Genomic DNA, 17,250 nt, shown 5'->3' on the forward strand with positions numbered 1-17,250 from the left:
GAGGGGTTTACCAGGGGATTTGAAGGGCCCAGACCTGGTTCGACGGGAAGCAGGTGTACCACGGCCACAGGCCGGTGCTCAGGCCCTGCTGGCCGACGTGGTGGCAACTCTCAGCGCTGGGATAGTAGCCGTAGATGCTGACCGGAGCGGATGAGGCCGTTGCACCGGCGGGGGCCGTGGCGCCGACGAGCGCGGCGAGGCCGAGGCCGGTGACGGCGAGGCGTAAAGCTGCTCTTCTCATAAGTCTCCTCACCTGCGAATTCAGGCGTAACTATTAGTAAATTTTACTAATAGTTACTTGTCGCACAAGGTCCATTCAGACGGGGAGCTCGGGGGGTGGGCAACTGGTAGGCACCGCCAGGAAGGCCGGCCGGCGGTCGGGCCCGCGACGTGGCCGGGTCAGCCGACCCAGACGGTCTTGAGGTTGCAGAACTCGCGGATGCCGTGGGCGGCGAGCTCGCGCCCGTAGCCTGAGCGCTTGGTCCCGCCGAACGGCAGCTGGGGGTAGGAGGTCGTCTTGCCGTTGATGAAGACCTGCCCGGCGTCCAGGTCGGAGATGAAGCGTTCCTGTTCCACTTCGTCGTCGGTCCAGGCGTTGGATCCCAGCCCGAAGGTGGTGGCGTTGGCGATCTCCAGGGCCTGGTCGATGTCCGCCACCCGGTACAGCGAGGCGACCGGGCCGAACACTTCCTCCAGGTAGATGCGCATGTCGCGGGTGATGTCGGTGATCACCGTCGGCGGGTAGAACCAGCCGGGCCCGTCCGGCCGCCGCCCGCCGCACAACACGGTGGCTCCGGCGGAGACGGCATCCTCGACGATCTCCTCGATGTCGGCCCGGCCCTGCTCGGTGGCCACCGGCCCGACGTCGGTGGATTCCTCGAAGGGGTCGCCGACCGTCAGCTCGCGCATGCGCGAGACGAACCGGTCGGTGAAGGCGTCGAAGACGTCGGCGTGCACGATGAACCGCTTGGCCGCGATGCAGGACTGCCCGTTGTTCTGCACCCGCGCCTCCACCGCGGTCGCGGCGCAGCGATCCAGATCCGCCGAGGGCATCACGATGAACGGGTCGCTGCCACCCAGCTCCATCACCGTGTGCTTGATCTCGTCACCACAGATCGCCGCCACCGAGCGGCCGGCCGGCTCGCTGCCGGTCAGCGTCGCGGCGACCACCCGGGGATCGCGCAGGATCGACTCCACCCGCCGGGAGGAGATCAGCAACGTCTGGAAGCAGCCTTCCGGGAACCCGCCGCGGCGGAAGACATCCTGGAGGTAAAGCGCGCACTGCGGCACGTTGGAGGCGTGCTTGAGCAGCGCGACGTTGCCGGCCATCAGCGCCGGTGCGGCGAACCGCATCACCTGCCACATCGGGAAGTTCCACGGCATCACCGCCAGCACCGGGCCCAGCGGCTGATAGCGCCCCAGGGCGCGCACGGCCCCGACCTGCGACGGGTCGGCCAGCGGCTCGTCGGCCAGGAATTCGGCCGCGTGGTCGGCGTAGTACCGCATGCCGTGGACGCATTTGAGCGCCTCCGCCCGGGCCGAGGCCACCGTCTTGCCCATCTCGGTGGTCATGAGCTCCGCGGAGAGGTCGGCCTCTTTCTCGAACAGGTCGGCGGTGGCGTGCATGCGCCCGGCCCGCTCCTCGAAGCTGGTGGTGCGGTAGGTCTGCCATCGGTCGAACGCGAGGCCGATCTTCTGCCGCAGCTCGGTCTCGCTCAACTCTTCGAACGTCTTGACGGCCTCCCCGGTCGTGGGGTTGATCGTGGCGATGGCCATGACTGCGGGCTCCCCTCCGCTCGTCTGAGCACTCACACGGCCGGCGGCGTGACCGTCGATGGGGGAGCGCCCAGAACGGTACTTCGATTCAGCCTAGTGACGTGGTAGGGGCGCGATGCCATGGCGAGGTAACGCCTTGTCCCCCATCTGCACAAGCACTGCGACCTGGGGTTTAACCGGTTTCCGAGCCGGGCCCGGACTCCGAGCCGGGCCCGGACGAGGTGCTCGTCGAACACGGGGTCACGGCGCTTCAGGCGCACCCCAGCCGGTCGCGTATCAGCGCCACCTCCTCGGGCCGCAGCCCGCCTCCCAGCAGGTACGGCTCCGCGCCCCCGTAGGCGCGGCGGAGATGGGCGACCGTGGCGAGCATGGTGGCCGCGGTGATCTCGGCGAAGAGGAGGACAGACCGGGGCGCGGCGACGACCTCCGGCCGCAGGAAGGTCGCGGTCAGAGCGTAGTCCGCGGCGATTTCCGCATCGGGCACCCCGGCCAGGCTCAGCGCGAGCGCCACGACGAGTCCGGTGCGGTCCCTGCCGGAGTGGCAGTGCACGAGCACGCCCCCGGCCGGGGCGCGGGCGATCGCGCCGAGCGCGGCGGCCAGGTTGGCCCGGCCTCGATCGAGGATCGCGCGGTAGATCTCCGGTAGCGACTCGCCCATCGCCTCCAGCTCGGTGTCCTCGGGTCGCAGCACCGATACCCGGCGGTAGACCGGCATTCCGGCCAGCGGGCTGGGATCGGCCCGTGCCTCCGCGTCGAGCCGGAGGTCGAGAACGCGGGAGACGCCGTGTGCCAGGATCGCCTCCACGCTCTGCGCCCGCGGCCGGTCGGCGCGGAAGAGCACGCCCGCCCGGGTCGCGCCGCCCCGCTCGATGGGCAGGCCGCCCAGATCGCGCGCGTTCAGACAGCCGGGCCAGGCCACCACGCGCGCCCGCGGCGACCCCGCCGGCATGGGGCCGGTCATCGCCGGTCGCGGAGGTTGGCGGTCCAGGCGTCGATGGTGGCCTGCCATTCCAGGGGGTCCTCCGGTCTGCCGGGCACGCCGGGCCGGGTCTGCCAGGGCAGCGGGCCCGGCTCGCGCCGGTACTCGACCCCGATGGCCTCCAACCGGAGCAGGTGGGCGGTCAGGCGGCGGCGGAAGTCCGGCAGGTCCCGTCCGGGCCCGCACCACACGGTCTCGGCGAAGGCCGCCAGGCGCGGGAAGGCCATGTAGTCAAGGTGCCGGTTGGAGTCGATCAGCTCGGTCCACATCCCGCACTGCGCCCCCAGGACCCGATCGGCCGCCGGGTCGCCGCGCAGCTCCTCCGGGACGGGCTCGAAGGCGTAGGCGTCGTCGAGGGTCAGCACGGTCCCGAACGGCACCGGTTCGTCGGCCCGCTCGCTCTGCCGGTAGTCGAAGTAGGCGGCGGTGTTGGAGCAGTTGACGACATCGTGCCCGGCCCGCGCGGCGGCCACCGCGCCCAGGTCGGCCCGCCAGGCGGCGACGACCGCGCCCGGCGCGAGCCCGCCCTCCAGGATCTCGTCCCAGCCCAGCAGCCGCCGCCCGCGCGCGGCGAAGTACTCGTCGAACTGGTGGATGAACCAGCTCTGCAGCTCGTCCTCGTCGCGCAGTCCCAGCTCACGGATGCGGCGCCGGGCCGCGGGGCTGTCGCGCCACTGATCCTTGGGGCACTCGTCCCCGCCCACGCACACGTACGGGCTCGGGAACAGCTCCAGCACCTCGTCGAAGACGTTCTTGAAGAACGCGATCGTGGCGTCCTCCACGTTCAGCACGTTGACGCTGACTCCCCAGGTGGTGCCCACCTCCAGGGCGGTGTCGAGGTTGCCCAGCTCGGGGTAGGCCGCGATGGCCGACTGGGTGTGCCCGGGCAGGTCGATCTCGGGCACGACGGCGATGTGGCGTCGGGCGGCGTAGGCGACGATCTCGCGGATGTCGTCCTGGGTGTAGTAGCCGCCGTGCGGGCGGCCGTCCATCTCGCCCATCCAGCCGATCTGGCTCTCCTTGCGCCAGCCGCCCACCTCGGTCAGCCGCGGATAGCGCTTGATCTCGATGCGCCAGCCCTGGTCGTCGGTCAGGTGCAGGTGCAGGACGTTCAGCTTGTGCAGGGCCATCAGGTCGATGAAGCGCAGCAGGTCGGCCTTGGTCATGAAGTGCCGGGCCACGTCCAGGATCACGCCGCGCCACCCGAAGCGCGGCCGATCCTCCACGCGTACGGCCGGCAGCTCCAGGGGCCCGCCGATCGCCGCCCGGCGGAAGGCGACGGGCGGCATGAGCTGCCGGAACGTCTGCGCCCCGTAGAAGGCGCCCGCCGCTCCCCCGGCCTCGATCTCGACCCCGTCCGCCGCCACGGTCAGCCGGTAGGCCTCGGGCGGCAGGCCGTCGTCGATCCCGAGGGCGATCGTTCCCGCGCCCGGCCGGCCGGGGAGCAGCTCACCGCCGGTGACGGGGGTGAGCTCTCCGCGGAGCCAGGCCGCCACCTCCCGGAGCGCGGGCTCGGCGGTGAGTGCCGTCTCCTGGTCCAGGACGAAGCGGCCGGGCCGGTTCTCGAACTGCGCGGGCTTGGGAACGATCATCAAGTGGGTCTCCTAGGAGCAGGTGATGGTGGCATCGCCGAAGTCGGCGTGGTCCGAGGTGGCGTTGTCGCCGCCGTTGGTGACGACCAGCCGGACGTACCGAGCGCCCTTGACGTCGGCGGTGACCTTCCTCGCGGGTTGGGCGCCGGTGACGATGCCGGAGTGGGCGGCTCGCCCGCCGTCGGTCCAGACCTCCAGATCGACCGAGCCGGCATCGCCCGTCTCGTCGTCGACCCCGGCCTGGAAGGAGATCGTCGAGCAGCGGCCGGCGGTGTAGAGCTCGATCTCGGCCGGCGCGTGGGTGCCGAGCCCCTTGGCGTACCGGACGCCGCCGACGGTCAGCGGCAGGCCGTCGTTCAAGCCCTTGCCGCCGACGCTCTGGTCGCGCTCGACCGGACCCCAGTAGTTGGCGCTCCTGATCCACGCCAGATCGGAGATGTACGACGGGCCGGGCCCGGGGGCCTGCGCGACGCGGGCGACCGCCGCGCCGCCGATCCTGACGCCGCCCGCCGCGGTGACGGTGCCGGTCAGGTCGTAGGTCTTCCACTCGGACCCGGTGGGCGCGGTGACGGCCCAGCGCGCGGTGTAGGTCTCCCCCGGCTTCAGCCTGGCGGTCCCGTCGGCCTTGGGGACCGCGGTCCACCCCGGCGGTACGGCCAGCCGTACCGCGACGTCCCTCAGCACATCGGTGCCGCCGGTGTTGGTGACCGCGGCCGTGACCTCGGCCTCCTTGCCCGGCTCGAACACGGTCGGCCGGTTGTCGCCGAGGAAGTCGCCCGGGTCCACCTCGAAGGAGACCATGGGCGCGGCCTGACCTGAGCCGGGGCTGATCCGGTACATGACCGTGCCGTGCGCGGGCACCGCGGCCGACAGGTCGCCCCGGGTGGACCAGACGGCGCCGGTCCACAGGTCCTCCACGCGGTAGCGGCCGCCTCCGGGCAGGTTCAGCCGGGAGCCCTTGACGGAGATCGTGGCCGAGCGATCGCTCTCGTTGAACAGCGCGACCGCGACGTCTCCGTTCGCCAGCGGCTTGGTGATGACGTGGTACCAGCCGTCGGTCTGGGCGTAGCGGCCCATCGCGCCGAGCCCGTCCTGGTCGACCGCGATCACCTTCGGGTTGGCGATGACCTCCCGCGGCGCGTCGAGGCTCTGCAGGATGAGGGGCGCCGCGCCGATCGCCCACAGGCTCAGCTGGGTGCGGTGCTCGGTCTCGGTCATGCCGCCGAGCCCGGCCTGCAGCAGGTCGGGGTCGGCCCAGGAGCCCTGGCCGGCGTAGTCGGCGCGCAGCATGTTCGTCTCCCAGATGGACAGCATGCTCGCGTAGGTGCCGTCGATCGGGCGGGTGACCAGGTTCGTCCGCCAGGTGGTGGCCACGTCCTTGCCCCACAGCCACGGGACCGTGTTGCCCTCCTCGTTGTTCATGGCGAACAGGACCGAGTCGCCGAGGGCCGCGCGCATCGGCGGGTAGAGCGCCTGCGCGATGTCGCGGGTGGTCTTGCCGGGGAAGTCGGCCAGCGGGACGTTGCACCAGTCGTACTTGACGTAGTCGACGCCCCAGCCGCGCACCATGGCGGCGTCGTCGGCCTCGTGCTTGTACGAGCCGCGCCCGGCTCCGGCGCAGGCCCTGGTTCCAGCCGACAGGCTGAGGCCCAGCTTGAGGCCCTTGCCGTGAACGTAGTCGGCCAGGGACTCGATGCCGGAGGGGAAGCGGGCCGGATCGGCGTTCCCGTCGGCGCCCTGCCAGCAGCCGTCGAGGATGACGTAGCGGTAGCCGGCCGGGCGGAGCGCGGTCAGGGCGTCGGCGGCCTGCCGTACTGCGGTCTCGGAGACCGAGCAGCCCAGGGCGCGGCTGCTCCAGCCCATCGGCGGTGCGTCAGCGGCGGGCGGCGCCGCGATTGCGGCGCCGGATAATGGCCCGGTTATCGGCATGGTCAGTAGGGCCGCCACGGAGAGGGCGGCCGGGAGCTTGCGCATGGATGTCCCTGTCAGACCTGGTTGAGCGCGGGGATGCCGGGCTCGACGACGAAGGAGCCGGAGGTGTAGGCCGGGTAGTGCGGCTGGGTGACCACGGCGAGGGAGCGGAAGTCGACCTTCATCTCCTTCTGCGTGAAGGTGGCGTTGACGTAGCCGCGGCGGCCGTTGAAGAACTTCACGTGCGGGTTCTCGTCGAGCAGGACCTGGGTGTTGGGGTACTCGTCCAGGCCGTTGCCGGCGCTGGTGATGGAGGTGGTGACCAGCTCGACCGCGACGCTCTTGGAGCCGGGGTCCTGGTGGTCGCGCTTGAGCTCGCCCGCCCAGTGGGAGTGCACGTCGCCGGTGAGCACGACGGCGTTGCGCCCGCTCTCCTCGATGGCGGCCGTCAGGCGGTTGCGGGAGCCGACGTAGCCGTCCCAGCCCTCGTTGGAGTAGCCCTTCTGCTCCCCGTTGACCCAGTCCATCTCCATCATGAAGACCTGCTGGCCGATGACGTCCCAGGTGGCCTCGGACGTGCGCAGGCCGTCGAACAGCCAGTCCTCCTGCTTCCCGCCGAGGATCGTCCGGTTGGGGTCGAGCCGCTCGGCGCAGTCGGGGCCGACGGTGCCGCTCTTGCCGGTGCAGGCGTACAGGTCGCGGTACTGGCGGGTGTCGAGCAGGTGCAGGTTGGCCACCGCCCCCCAGCGGATGGTGCGGTAGAGGCTCATCGCCCAGCCGTCCGGGCGCTGGTTCCGGCGCAGCGGCATGTTCTCGTAGTAGGCCTGGAAGGCGGCGGCCCGCCGGGGCAGGAACGGCGGGTCCGGCTGCTCGGGCACGTCACCCGCCCAGGCGTTCTCGATGTCGTGGTCGTCCCACACCACCACCCAGGGCGCCGCGGCGTGGGCGGCCTGAAGGTCGGGGTCGGACTTGTGCTGGGCCTGGCGTAAGCGGTATCCGGCCAGGTCGAGGCATTCCCCGCCGGCCTGGTCGCGCACCGGGTACTTGTAGTCGCCGTATTCGTAGTAGTAGTCGCCGAGGAAGGCGACGACGTCCGGGTGGTCCTCGGCCATGCGGCGGTAGGCGGTGAACCAGCCCACCTGCCAGTCGGCGCACGATGCGACGGCCAGCTTCAGGTCACGGCTCGCGGTGCCGGCGGCCGGGGTGGTGAGGGTGCGCCCGACCGGGGAGATGTCGGTGCCGACCCGGAACCGGTAGAAGTACTCCGTTCCCGGGTCCAGCCGGTCGAGTTCGACATGGACGCTGTGCGCCTCCTCCCGGCGGGCGGTCTCGGTGCCGCGGCGGACCACCCGCTTGAAGTTCTCGTCCCTGGCGAGCTGCCACTCGACGGGGACCGGGCGGGCGGGCATGCCGCCCAGCCCGTCAGGCGCGACCGGGTCCATGGCCAGGCGGGTCCACAGGACCACGCCGTCAGGGGTCGGCTCGCCGGAGGCGACACCGAGGCGAAAGACATCGGACAGGGGGGCACGGCGGGCCGCCGCGCGCACGGGTGCGGCGGCACCCAGTGCGGCGGTGATGCCCACGCTCGCGCCCCCGGCGAAGAGCATGCGCCGGGTGATCAAGGGGTCTCCCTACTTGATGGTCGCGTTACCTTCGGCGACGGCCTGGTCCAGGCCGCCCTTGACGGTGATCTTGCCGAGGTAGACCTCGTTGAGTATCTGGTTGAGCTTCGATTCGAAGCCGGTCCAGCCGGTGACGATCGGCATGTTGAAGGTGGTCCCCTTCGACTCCTCCAGATAGGGCGTGACGTCGATCCGCTTGGCCTTCCAGTAATCGACGTAGCCCTGGGCGAGCTGGTCACCGACCAGCGCGGGGAAGATGTAGCCCTGGTCGGCCATCGACTTCTGGGCCTGCTCGCCGGCCAGGAACTTGGCCAGCTTCATCGCCTCGGCCTGATGCTTGCTCTTGGCGTAGACGGCCTCGCCCAGGCCGTTGATGTTGGCGGCGCGGCCCTTGGGGCCCTCGGGCATCGCGGCGACGCCGAGCTCGAAGTTCACCTCGGGGGCCACGTACGGCAGCAGGGCGTTGTTCGCGGGGAACATCGCGACCTGGCCGGCCTTGAACATGTCGGTCGCCTTGCCGGTGGGCGGGTTGGTCCGGGTGGCCGGCGGAGAGACGTGCTGCTTGGCGATGAGGTCGACGCCGAACTGGACGGCCTGCACCGAGGCGTCGTCGTTGAAGGTGTACTTGCCGAAGGGCTTGTCGATCAGCTTCCCGCCGTTGGACTCGATCCAGTTCATCCACTGGGTCTGGGAGTGGTTCCACGAGGCGAACCCGTACACCTTGACCTGGTCGGGGTCGAAGCCCGCCTCGCCGGGGTGCTTGCCCGCCTCGTCGACCGTGAGCTTCTTCGCGGTCTCGACCAGGGTGCCGGAGCCGTCGGGGGCCCAGGTGAGCTTGTCCGGCATCGTGACGCCGGCCTTCTTGAACAGGTCCTTGTTGTACAGGACGCCGGGCGTGCCCCAGTCCTTCGGCACGCCGTACAGCTTGCCCTCGTAGGTGTTGGAGGCGACCACGTTCGGGTGGTACTTGGAGGTGTCCAGGCCGAGAGAGCTCAGGTCGGCCAGTACGCCCTTCGTGGCGAACGCCGGGAAGTAGCCGGGCTGCATCCAGAACACGTCGGGTGCGGTGCCCGCGACCGCGTCGGCGGTCAGCTTGGTCCAGTAGTCGTCATAGGGCATGACCTCGATCTTGACTTTGATGTCCGGGTTGGCCTGCTGGAAGCCGGCCATCACCTTGTCGTAGCCGACCTTCTGCTGCTCGTCCCAGATCCGGTAGGTCAGCGTGACCGGACCATCGTCGCCGCTCCCGCCACCGGAGCCGCAGGCGGCGAGGGGAAGGACGGACAGGGCCACGACGGCAAGACTCATGCGGGGGGATTTCATGGCGTGCCTTTCACTTCAACCCGGTCAGGACGACCGACCGGACGATGTATCTCTGGAAGAAGACGAAGATGGCGATCATCGGCACGAGCGCGATCAGCCCGCCGGCCATGATCTGCGCATAGTCGACGCCGATGCCCACCTTGAGCGCCGCCAGCGCGACCGTGATGACCTTGGTCTGCTCGTCGCTGGTGATGATGAGCGGCCACAGGAAGCTGTTCCACGACGAGATGACGGTGATGATGGCCAGCGTCCCCAGCGCCGGCTTGCACAGCGGCAGCATCACGCGGAGGAGGATCGTGAGCTGGCCCGCGCCGTCGATCCGCGCCGCCTCCTCCAGCCCTGCGGGCAGGCTGCGGAAGAACTGCCGCATCAGGAAGATCCCGTACGGGGTGCCCAGGACGTACGGGATGAGCAGCCCGGCCCACGTGTTGACCAGCTCCAGCTCGCGCATGATGAGGAACAGCGGGATGACGGTCACCGCGACGGGCACCATCATGGTCGCCACGAACAGCCAGAACAGCACGTCCCTGCCGGGGAAGCGGAGCCTGGCGAAGGCGTAGGCGGCGAAGGTGGTGAACACCAGTTGCCCCGTGGTCAGCGCGATGGTCATGACCAGCGTGTTGAGGATGTAGTGCGGGAACTCGCCGCCCAGCAGCTTGGTCAGGTTCGCGGTGGTCGGCGGGACTCCGGGCAGCCACGGCTGCGTGGTGTGCAGCTGGCCGGAGGACTTGAACGCCGTCAACAGCACCAGCAGGTACGGGAAGACGGTGACGACCGCGCCCACCACGAGCGTGACGTAGAGCAGAACTCGTTTCATGGCTCCTCAGCTCAGGTCGTAAGTGGTGCGTTTGCCGAAGAACCTGACCTGGACCAGCGTCACCAGCAGGATCACCAGGAACAGCACGATCGACAGGGTCGCGGCGTAGCCGAAGTCGAACTCGCGGAACGCAACGTGGAAGATCTTGAAGTTCATCACCGCAGTCGACTCGCTCGGCCCGCCGTCGGTCATCGAGTAGATCGTGTCGAAAGCCTGGAAGGCGCCGATCAGGTTCGTCACCGTGACGAAGAACATCGTCGGGTTGAGCAGCGGCAGCGTCACCCGCCAGAACCGCTGGCCGGACGTGGCCCCGTCGCAGGCCGCCGCGTCGTAGAGCTCCTGCGGGATGCCCTGCAGCCCGGCCAGGAAGAACAGCATCGTGTACCCGGTGTGCTGCCACACGCTCACCAGCGCGACGGCGGGCAGGGCGAGCGAGCTTTCCGACAGCCAGGCGGGCCCGGTGATGCCGGCCAGGTCGAGCAGCTGGTTGATGGCGCCGTCGCGGGGATCGAAGATCCAGCTCCAGATCAGGCCGAGGACGATCGGCGTGGCCATCCACGGCACCACGAACAGGGCGCGCAGGAACTTCACCGCGCGGATCTTCTGGTTCAGCATGACGGCAAGCCCGAGCGCCAGCACGGTCTGCAGCGGGATGCACATCGCCACGTAGACGCAGGTGATCCCCAGAGAGCTCCACACCGAGCCGTCCGCGGCCAGCCGGCGGTAGTTGCCGAGGCCGACGAAGGTGGGGTCCGACAGGAGCTCCCAGTCGAAGAAGCTGAGCCCGAAGACGATCAGAACCGGGAGCAGCAGGAACGCCACGACCCCGAACAGGCTCGGGCCCACGAACAGGTACGGCGCCCAGCTCCACTGACGCCTCCTCGCCCGGCTCCCTGACGACGCGGCCGGCTGTGCGGTGGCGTGAGCGATCACGCCGGCTCCGCCAGGCTCGGCACCATCAGACGTCTGGTGGTCTCCAGTCCCCATGCGTCCAGTGCGGCGATGGGATCGCTGGAGCCGCGCAGCCCACCGGTGGTCGCGAGAAAGGCCGCCCACTCCTCGCGCGCCTCGACCTCTGGTCGCAGGAGGATGCAATCGGGGTCGTTCACCCACCAGCGCGCGTGCAGGAACTCCCTGGCCCCGCTGGTCAGGCGGGCGCCGAGCTGGGAGGGCTGGCTGATGTCGCCCGATTTGGGGTGCAGCGTGGGCGCGATGTCAGGGCCGACCCGCATCACGTCGACCAGCCCGATGCTGGGCAGCATCGGAGCGCCGCAGCCGTGCAGGGTGGCCTGCGGGCCCGCGCCCTCCCGGATGAGCTCCAGGCCGCGCCGGTACGCCTCGATCGGGCCGAGATCCTCGTGCCGGCCGCCGTGCAGCGCTCCCGCGTAGAGGTAGTCGAGTTTGAAGTGGCTGATGCCCTTGGCGGCCAGTGCCGCGAAGACGCCCACCAGATGCTCGGCGGCGCCCGGATGGGTGACGTCGAGCACGGCCAGGTCCTGGTCCCACATGTGGCCCGCGTCACCGCCTCGGACCAGCCATTCGGGGTGCTCGCCGAAGATCCTGCTCTGGTGTCCGACGAGGAAGGGGGCCGTCCAGATGCCCGCCCGCCTGCCGGCCGCGACCACCGTGCCGACGGCTCGGTCGAGCGAGCCGAAGCCGGGACGCGGGTCCAGCCAGTCGCCGATCCCGGCCTCGTAGCCGTCGTCGATGAGGAACATGTCCGCCCCGAGCTCGTGCCTGGCGGCCAGCTCCAGGTTCTCCAGCACGTCGGCCTCGGTGATCCGGTCGAAGTAGCCGTACCAGGAGCACCACATCGGCGGCACCGCGGGGAAGGCATGGCCGGGTGCCAGGCCGTCCGCCCACCGGCGTAGCGCCCGCTCCAGACCGCCCTCGACGCGCTCGTGCCGTACCGGGCCGTCGGCGGAGACCACCAGCCGGTCCTCCACCCGGCGCGCCCGGATCGAGGGCACGGCGAGCGGGTCCGGCGCCGACCACAGCTCCACCGGGCCGCCGTCGCCCGGGTCGGCGGCCAGCAGGCCCTCGCCCTGGAACGACCCGGCGGGCACCGGCGTCTCCGGGCGGTAGCAGAGGGTCTGGATGTTGCCGTCGGCCGGGCGGGGCGGGGTGTCGTCGAGCCGGTAGACGCCAGTAGGACTCCACGACTGCCAGCCGTGCTCGAACACCCGCGCCGCGCCGGGCGCACACCTGACCTCGCCGATATCTGCGAAGGACATCGCCTGCCTCATCTCACTTAAGAAGGAGCGCTTCATTAGTAGCAGTGTCCGATCAGGGCGGTCAATGGGCATTCTGCGGGGATAGCCGCTGCATCAGAGGGAAGCGCCGACAGCTGATCGCTGGCATAATCGGCAGTTACAGAGGAGACCTACATTAGGATGGCCTGGTGGATCTACGCGGCGGCGACCTGTCCCGGCTCAGGCAGCTCAACTCGCTGACCGCCATCAGGGCACTGCGGGAGACCGGGCCGCTCACCTTGTCGGCGCTCGCCGAACGGGCCGGGCTGTCACGCCCCTCCATGAAGGAGGTCGTCGACGAGCTCGCCGCGCTCGGCTGGGTCGAGGAGGTGCCGCCGAGTCCCGGCACCATGGGGCGACCGGCCCGCCGCTACCGTTTCCGCGCCGACAGCGGGCACCTCGTCGGCGTCGACATAGGCGGGCACAACGTTCGCGCCGCACTGTCCGACCTCGACGGCCACGTCCTGGCGGAGACCCGCCAACCCGTCGAACCGGACGCTCCGCTGGACGAACGCCTGGCCGCCATCGAGCGCGCCGTGTCCGGCTGCCTCGCGGCCAGCCGCAAGACCCCCGCGGACCTGTGGGCCCTGGCCGCCGGCAGCACCGGCGTGATCACTCCAGACGGCCGCATCGCCTTCTCCTCCGCCGTCCCGGCGTGGACCGGCCTCGACCTGGCGGGCCGCCTGCGGGAGATGTTCCCGTGCGAGATCCTGGTCGAGAACGACAGCCGGCTCGCCGCGCTCGCCGAGTTCCGGCGAGGGGCCGCGCGCGATGCCCGCGACGTGGTGTTCCTGCACGTCGGCAGGCGCATGGGCGCCGGTCTCATCATCGACGGCAAGGTGCACCGAGGGTTCGGCGCGGCCGCCGGCGAAGTCGCCATGCTGCCGGAGTCCCGCTGGTTCGACGCCCCCGAGCACCTCAACACGTGTGCAGTCGTGCCGCCCGGGACCCCGCCCGAGGACGCCGCCGGCCACACGCTGACCGCCGCCCGCTCCGGCGACCCGGTCGCGCTGGAGGCGGTCGGCCGCTACGTGGACGACCTGGCCGTGGGCACCGCCGCGATGGTGCTGCTGCTCGACCCGCAACTGGTCGTCCTCGGCGGCGGCTTCTCCCGCTCGGCCGACGTGCTGCTGCCCCCGCTGCGCGACCGGCTGGAGCGGCGCTGCATCCGCCTGCCCGAGGTGCGGGCCTCCACCCTGGGCGACGAGTGCGTGGTGGTGGGGGCGATCGATCACGCGGTGGAGCATGTCGACCGCCGGTTCTTCACCCCCGAGGCCGGGCCGCTGCCCATCAGCCGCTGACGCGGGAAGCTGCTCGGCGCGATGCGCTGAGCCGGGATCACGAGAACGACAGTCCGTACGAGTGAGTTGCCGCCGGACCGAAGGCGGTTTCACAGTGGCGGTATGACGCATCCGCCGGACCCTGGTCACCGCCCGGACGGTGGCCGTTCCGAGGCGAGCGGGCCGCGGTCGGTCGCGGTGGGCGGGGAGCTCTCCGGTGCGGTCTTCACCGGGGACATACAGCTGCTGTCACGGCGATCGTTACCCGACGCGGCCCGGATGGCAGAGCCCGAGGCACTGGTCGGGCTTCCACGCCTGCCGGTAGCCTCCTTCGTCGGCCGGGAACAAGCCCTGTCCGCGCTGCGAGAGGCCCTGGCGACCGGGCCGGGCGTCATCTCCCAGGCCATCGTCGGGCTCGGCGGTGTGGGAAAGAGCGAGCTGGCCCTGCAATACGCACATCGGCATCGAGCCGACTACCGGCTGGTGTGGTGGATGGAGGCCGAGAGCCCTGCCCACGTCCAAGCGGGCCTGGCCGGGCTCACCAGGGCGATGGTCGCGGGGGTCGATTCGGTGGCCGCCGAGCAGGCCACCACGGAAGAGGCCGCCGCCTGGGCGCTGGCCTGGCTGGGCACCCGGACCGGCTGGCTGGTGGTCTTCGACAACGTCGAAGAGGTCGCCGACGTCGAGCCACACCTCGCGTGGCTCGCCCGCGGGCACGTGCTGATCACCACCCGGCGCGACATCGGCTGGCCGCAACGCGGCATCACGCCCCTGCGGCTGGAGGTGCTGGATCGCCCCGCTTCCATCACCCTGCTGGCCGGGCTCATAGGGTCCCTGGCCGCCGACCGGCGCCCGGTGCTCAACGAGCTGGCCAACCGGCTCGGCGACCTGCCGTTGGCGCTGGCCCAGGCCGGCGCCTACATCGCCCGCACTCCCGGCATCACGCCGGCCCGCTACCTGCGCCTGCTGTCCGACACACCCGCCCGTATGCACGCCGCCGCCCCGGCCGGTGGGGACGCCGCCCGGGTGGTGGCCAAGGTCTGGACGCTCAGCCACGCCCGCCTGCGAGCCATCGACCCGCTGACTGTCCGCGTGCTGAACGTGCTGTCCTGCTACGCCCCCGACGATCTACCGGTCACCGTCTTGACCGGCTTCGACGACGCCGACGACGTGGCCGTGAGCGAGGCGCTGGCGCTGCTGGCCTCCTACAGTCTGATCACAGTGACCACGAGTCCGGCCCTCGGCCTCGGCCGGGCCCCAGAGGATCTGGTGAGCGTGCACCGCCTCGTCCAGGCCGTCACGCTCGACCAGCTCACGCCGGACCAGCGCGAGCGCTGGCGGGCCGTGGCCGCCGGCCTGCTGCAGGACGCCGTGCCTGCCGACCCTCAGTCACGGGCCGACTGGCCGTTGTTCGCCCGGTTGCTGCCGCATGCGCGCGTCGCCTTGCCGGCGTCCTCACCAGCGCTGCAGCGCATGCTCAGCTATCTGGGCAGCCGCGCCGACCACCACACCGCCAAGGAGCTCAGCCGGCACATTCACGACACCCTCGCCGCCAGTAGGGGCGCCGAACATCCCAGCACCCTGGCCGCCCGCCACGAACTCGCCGGCTGGACCGGGTTGACCTGGGACACCGCCGCGGCGCGGGACGAGTTCGCCGCCCTGCTGCCCATCCGGGAGCGCGTCCTGGGTGCCGAGCATCCCGACACGCTGATCACCCGGAGCTACCTGGCGAACTATACGGGCCTGGCCGGGGACGCGGCCGCCGCCCGTGAGCAGTGCGCCGCCCTCCTGGCCATCTACGCCCGCCTGCACGGCGTGGATCATCCCCTCACCTTGGACGCCCGGCATGACATGGCCCACTGGACCGGGGAAGAGGGCGATCCGGTCACCGCCCGCGACCAGCTCGCCGCCCTCCTGCCCATCCGCGAGCGCCTTCACGGCGCCGAAGACCCGCGGACTTTGCTGGTCCGGCATGTGCTGGCCCGCTGGACGGGAGCCGCAGGCGACCCGGCCGCGGCCCGCGACCAGCTCGCCGCCCTTCTGCCCATCCGCGAACGCGTGCTCGGCGCCGACAACCTCAATACCCTCATCACCCGGCACGACCTGGCCGTCTGGACCGGAGAAGCGGGAGCTCCGGCCGCGGCCCGCGACCAGCTCGCCGCCCTCCTCCCCCTCCGCGAGCGCGTGCTCGGCGCCGAGGACCCCTACACCTTGGCCACCCGGCGGGAGCTGGCCCGATGGACGCAGCTGGCTCGCTGAGGAACGGCGCCGCAGCACCCCACCGGGCTGACTTCTGTCAAACGAGACCTGTGACACAGGCCACTGACCTTCGCCGCGCGGAAGGCTCATGCTGGGCGCCATGACCATTCGTAGATTCAGCACGTTCGCTTCGCGGCTGGGAGCCGCGACTCTGGCCGCCGCGCTGCTCGCGGCGGGACCCGCGGCCGCCGCTGAGGACGGCGGCCTCGATCGGCAGCGGCTGCGCCAGACGCTGGACGCCGTGCATGAGGCCGGCATGTACGGCACCTATTCGAACGTCGTGGACGGCCGGCGGAGCTGGAAGGGCGCCGCAGGCGTCGCCGACGTCGAGACCGGCCGCCCGGCGCGTCCCGAGATGGTGCACCGAGCCGGGAGCATCACCAAGTCGTTCGTCGCGGTGGCCGTATTACAACAGGTCGGCAAGGGCACGATCGAGCTCGACGCCCCCATCGGCCGCTACCTGCCGGACTTGATCCCGGGTGAGCGCGGGCAGCAGATCACCGTACGCATGCTGCTCAACCACACCAGCCACATCGCCAACCACACCGGCGTGCTCTTCCCGACGATCGAGAGCCTGGACGCCAACCGCTTCAGCGTCTTCCCGCCGGAGGTGCTCGCGCGGGCGGGGCTCGGCGCCCCCGCGACCGGGCAGCCAGGGGTGACGCCCGGGGCGTACTCGAACACGAACTACGTCATCGCCGGCCTGCTGCTGGAGAAGGTGACCGGTGAGAGTGCCGAGCGGTACATCACCGACCATGTCTTCCGGAAGGCCGGGCTGCGGCACACGTCGTTCCCGCGTACGCCGTACCTCCCCCGGCCGAGCTCCAAGGCGTACGAGGCGCTGTTCGGGCTCTTCGACCCGCCCAAGGACTACAGCGTCTACAACATGTCCTGGGCCTGGACGTCGGGTGCGGTCGCCTCGACGATGGAGGACCTCAACCGCTTCTTCCGGCTGCTGCTGCGCGGCGAGCTGCTCGACGCGACCCTGCTCGCCGAGATGCAGAAGACCGTGCCCATCCGGTCGTTCACCGGCGCGGTGCTCGACTACGGTCTCGGGATCTTCCCCCTCGACCTGCCGTGCGGCAGGTTCTGGGGGCACGACGGGAGCGTCCCGGGCATGGAGACCTTCGCGTTCGCCAGCGCCGACGGCGGCCGCCAGTTCGCCTTGGGCACCAACCTGAGGAACTATCAGCAGCTCGACGAGAACGGCAGTCCTGTCACGCACGCCATCGACTTCGCGATCGGGAACCACCTGGTGGAGGCGGCGTGCGGGCCTGACGCTGGGGCGGCGACCAGGGCGGCGCGGCCACTCCCGATGATCGGCGTGGACGGGGGCACGGCCACGCCATGACCGGCGGCGCGACGCGGGCGGGTGATCAGGATGATGAGAGCGGAGTGACGGGAGACTGTCACGATCCGCTCTGCGGGAGCCCGGGGGT

At 70.7% G+C, this 17,250-nt stretch carries 13 protein-coding genes; 3 read left to right on the forward strand and 10 right to left on the reverse strand.

The features are described 5' to 3' along the window. Positions 1 to 7 precede the first annotated feature (7 nt). From ETD85_RS05800 to ETD85_RS05845, 10 genes are all read right to left on the reverse strand, one after another. Entirely contained in the window at positions 8 to 241 is a 234-nt protein-coding gene (locus ETD85_RS05800; RefSeq protein ID WP_138688556.1) for a hypothetical protein, read from the reverse strand. 158 nt (positions 242 to 399) lie between these two features. Further along, positions 400 to 1,776 carry an NADP-dependent succinic semialdehyde dehydrogenase gene (locus ETD85_RS05805; RefSeq protein WP_138688557.1) on the reverse strand — a complete coding sequence of 459 codons (1,377 nt, stop codon included), beginning with the start codon at positions 1,774 to 1,776 and terminating at the stop codon, positions 400 to 402. 250 nt (positions 1,777 to 2,026) lie between these two features. Then, positions 2,027 to 2,725: a tyrosine-protein phosphatase gene (locus ETD85_RS05810; protein ID WP_170246517.1), complete on the reverse strand. Its 699-nt coding sequence runs from the start codon at positions 2,723 to 2,725 to the stop codon at positions 2,027 to 2,029. A gap of 8 nt (positions 2,726 to 2,733) precedes the next feature. Beyond that, the gene (locus tag ETD85_RS05815) at positions 2,734 to 4,347 is read right to left on the reverse strand and encodes a beta-N-acetylhexosaminidase (protein ID WP_138688559.1); all 1,614 of its coding nucleotides are present in this window, start codon (positions 4,345 to 4,347) and stop codon (positions 2,734 to 2,736) included. Positions 4,348 to 4,359: 12 nt separating this feature from the next. Then, the gene (locus ETD85_RS05820) at positions 4,360 to 6,210 is read right to left on the reverse strand and encodes an NPCBM/NEW2 domain-containing protein (RefSeq protein WP_170246518.1); all 1,851 of its coding nucleotides are present in this window, start codon (positions 6,208 to 6,210) and stop codon (positions 4,360 to 4,362) included. Positions 6,211 to 6,332: 122 nt separating this feature from the next. Beyond that, a complete protein-coding gene (locus tag ETD85_RS05825; protein WP_206058110.1) occupies positions 6,333 to 7,880 on the reverse strand; it encodes an alkaline phosphatase D family protein in 1,548 nt (515 codons plus the stop codon). A 9-nt stretch (positions 7,881 to 7,889) separates the two neighbouring features. Continuing rightward, a complete protein-coding gene (locus ETD85_RS05830) occupies positions 7,890 to 9,188 on the reverse strand; it encodes an ABC transporter substrate-binding protein (protein WP_206058111.1) in 1,299 nt (432 codons plus the stop codon). A 25-nt stretch (positions 9,189 to 9,213) separates the two neighbouring features. Then, entirely contained in the window at positions 9,214 to 10,020 is an 807-nt protein-coding gene (locus tag ETD85_RS05835; RefSeq protein ID WP_138688562.1) for a carbohydrate ABC transporter permease, read from the reverse strand. Positions 10,021 to 10,026: 6 nt separating this feature from the next. Continuing rightward, positions 10,027 to 10,953, reverse strand: coding sequence for a carbohydrate ABC transporter permease (locus ETD85_RS05840; protein WP_206058112.1), 927 nt, complete (start codon positions 10,951 to 10,953; stop codon positions 10,027 to 10,029). Further along, positions 10,950 to 12,254, reverse strand: a complete 1,305-nt coding sequence (locus ETD85_RS05845; protein WP_138688563.1) for a glycoside hydrolase family 36 protein — start codon at positions 12,252 to 12,254, stop codon at positions 10,950 to 10,952. The genes ETD85_RS05840 and ETD85_RS05845 overlap by 4 nt, the downstream gene beginning before the upstream one ends. Before the next feature lie 167 nt (positions 12,255 to 12,421). Between ETD85_RS05845 and ETD85_RS05850 the strand changes: the two genes are divergently transcribed. From ETD85_RS05850 to ETD85_RS05860, 3 genes are all read left to right on the forward strand, one after another. Next, a complete protein-coding gene (locus ETD85_RS05850; RefSeq protein WP_138688564.1) occupies positions 12,422 to 13,573 on the forward strand; it encodes an ROK family transcriptional regulator in 1,152 nt (383 codons plus the stop codon). A 258-nt stretch (positions 13,574 to 13,831) separates the two neighbouring features. Then, positions 13,832 to 15,811 carry an FxSxx-COOH system tetratricopeptide repeat protein gene (gene fxsT / locus ETD85_RS05855; protein WP_170246519.1) on the forward strand — a complete coding sequence of 660 codons (1,980 nt, stop codon included), beginning with the start codon at positions 13,832 to 13,834 and terminating at the stop codon, positions 15,809 to 15,811. A 100-nt stretch (positions 15,812 to 15,911) separates the two neighbouring features. Then, a complete protein-coding gene (locus ETD85_RS05860) occupies positions 15,912 to 17,162 on the forward strand; it encodes a serine hydrolase domain-containing protein (protein WP_206058113.1) in 1,251 nt (416 codons plus the stop codon). The last annotated feature ends 88 nt before the right edge of the window (positions 17,163 to 17,250 follow it).

This window comes from Nonomuraea zeae, from assembly GCF_005889725.1.
GTDB lineage: Bacteria > Actinomycetota > Actinomycetes > Streptosporangiales > Streptosporangiaceae > Nonomuraea > Nonomuraea zeae.

What these genes read in the sequence shown, in the direction of transcription:
- ETD85_RS05860 (WP_206058113.1), top strand. Translation starts at nt 15,912, where the DNA reads ATGACCATTCGTAGATTCAGCACGTTCGCTTCGCGGCTGGGAGCCGCG.
- ETD85_RS05835 (WP_138688562.1), bottom strand. Translation starts at nt 10,020, where the DNA reads ATGAAACGAGTTCTGCTCTACGTCACGCTCGTGGTGGGCGCGGTCGTC.
- fxsT (WP_170246519.1), top strand. Translation starts at nt 13,832, where the DNA reads ATGGCAGAGCCCGAGGCACTGGTCGGGCTTCCACGCCTGCCGGTAGCC.
- ETD85_RS05815 (WP_138688559.1), bottom strand. Translation starts at nt 4,347, where the DNA reads ATGATCGTTCCCAAGCCCGCGCAGTTCGAGAACCGGCCCGGCCGCTTC.
- ETD85_RS05810 (WP_170246517.1), bottom strand. Translation starts at nt 2,725, where the DNA reads ATGCCGGCGGGGTCGCCGCGGGCGCGCGTGGTGGCCTGGCCCGGCTGT.
- ETD85_RS05800 (WP_138688556.1), bottom strand. Translation starts at nt 241, where the DNA reads ATGAGAAGAGCAGCTTTACGCCTCGCCGTCACCGGCCTCGGCCTCGCC.
- ETD85_RS05820 (WP_170246518.1), bottom strand. Translation starts at nt 6,210, where the DNA reads ATGGGCTGGAGCAGCCGCGCCCTGGGCTGCTCGGTCTCCGAGACCGCA.
- ETD85_RS05845 (WP_138688563.1), bottom strand. Translation starts at nt 12,254, where the DNA reads ATGTCCTTCGCAGATATCGGCGAGGTCAGGTGTGCGCCCGGCGCGGCG.
- ETD85_RS05830 (WP_206058111.1), bottom strand. Translation starts at nt 9,188, where the DNA reads ATGAGTCTTGCCGTCGTGGCCCTGTCCGTCCTTCCCCTCGCCGCCTGC.
- ETD85_RS05805 (WP_138688557.1), bottom strand. Translation starts at nt 1,776, where the DNA reads ATGGCCATCGCCACGATCAACCCCACGACCGGGGAGGCCGTCAAGACG.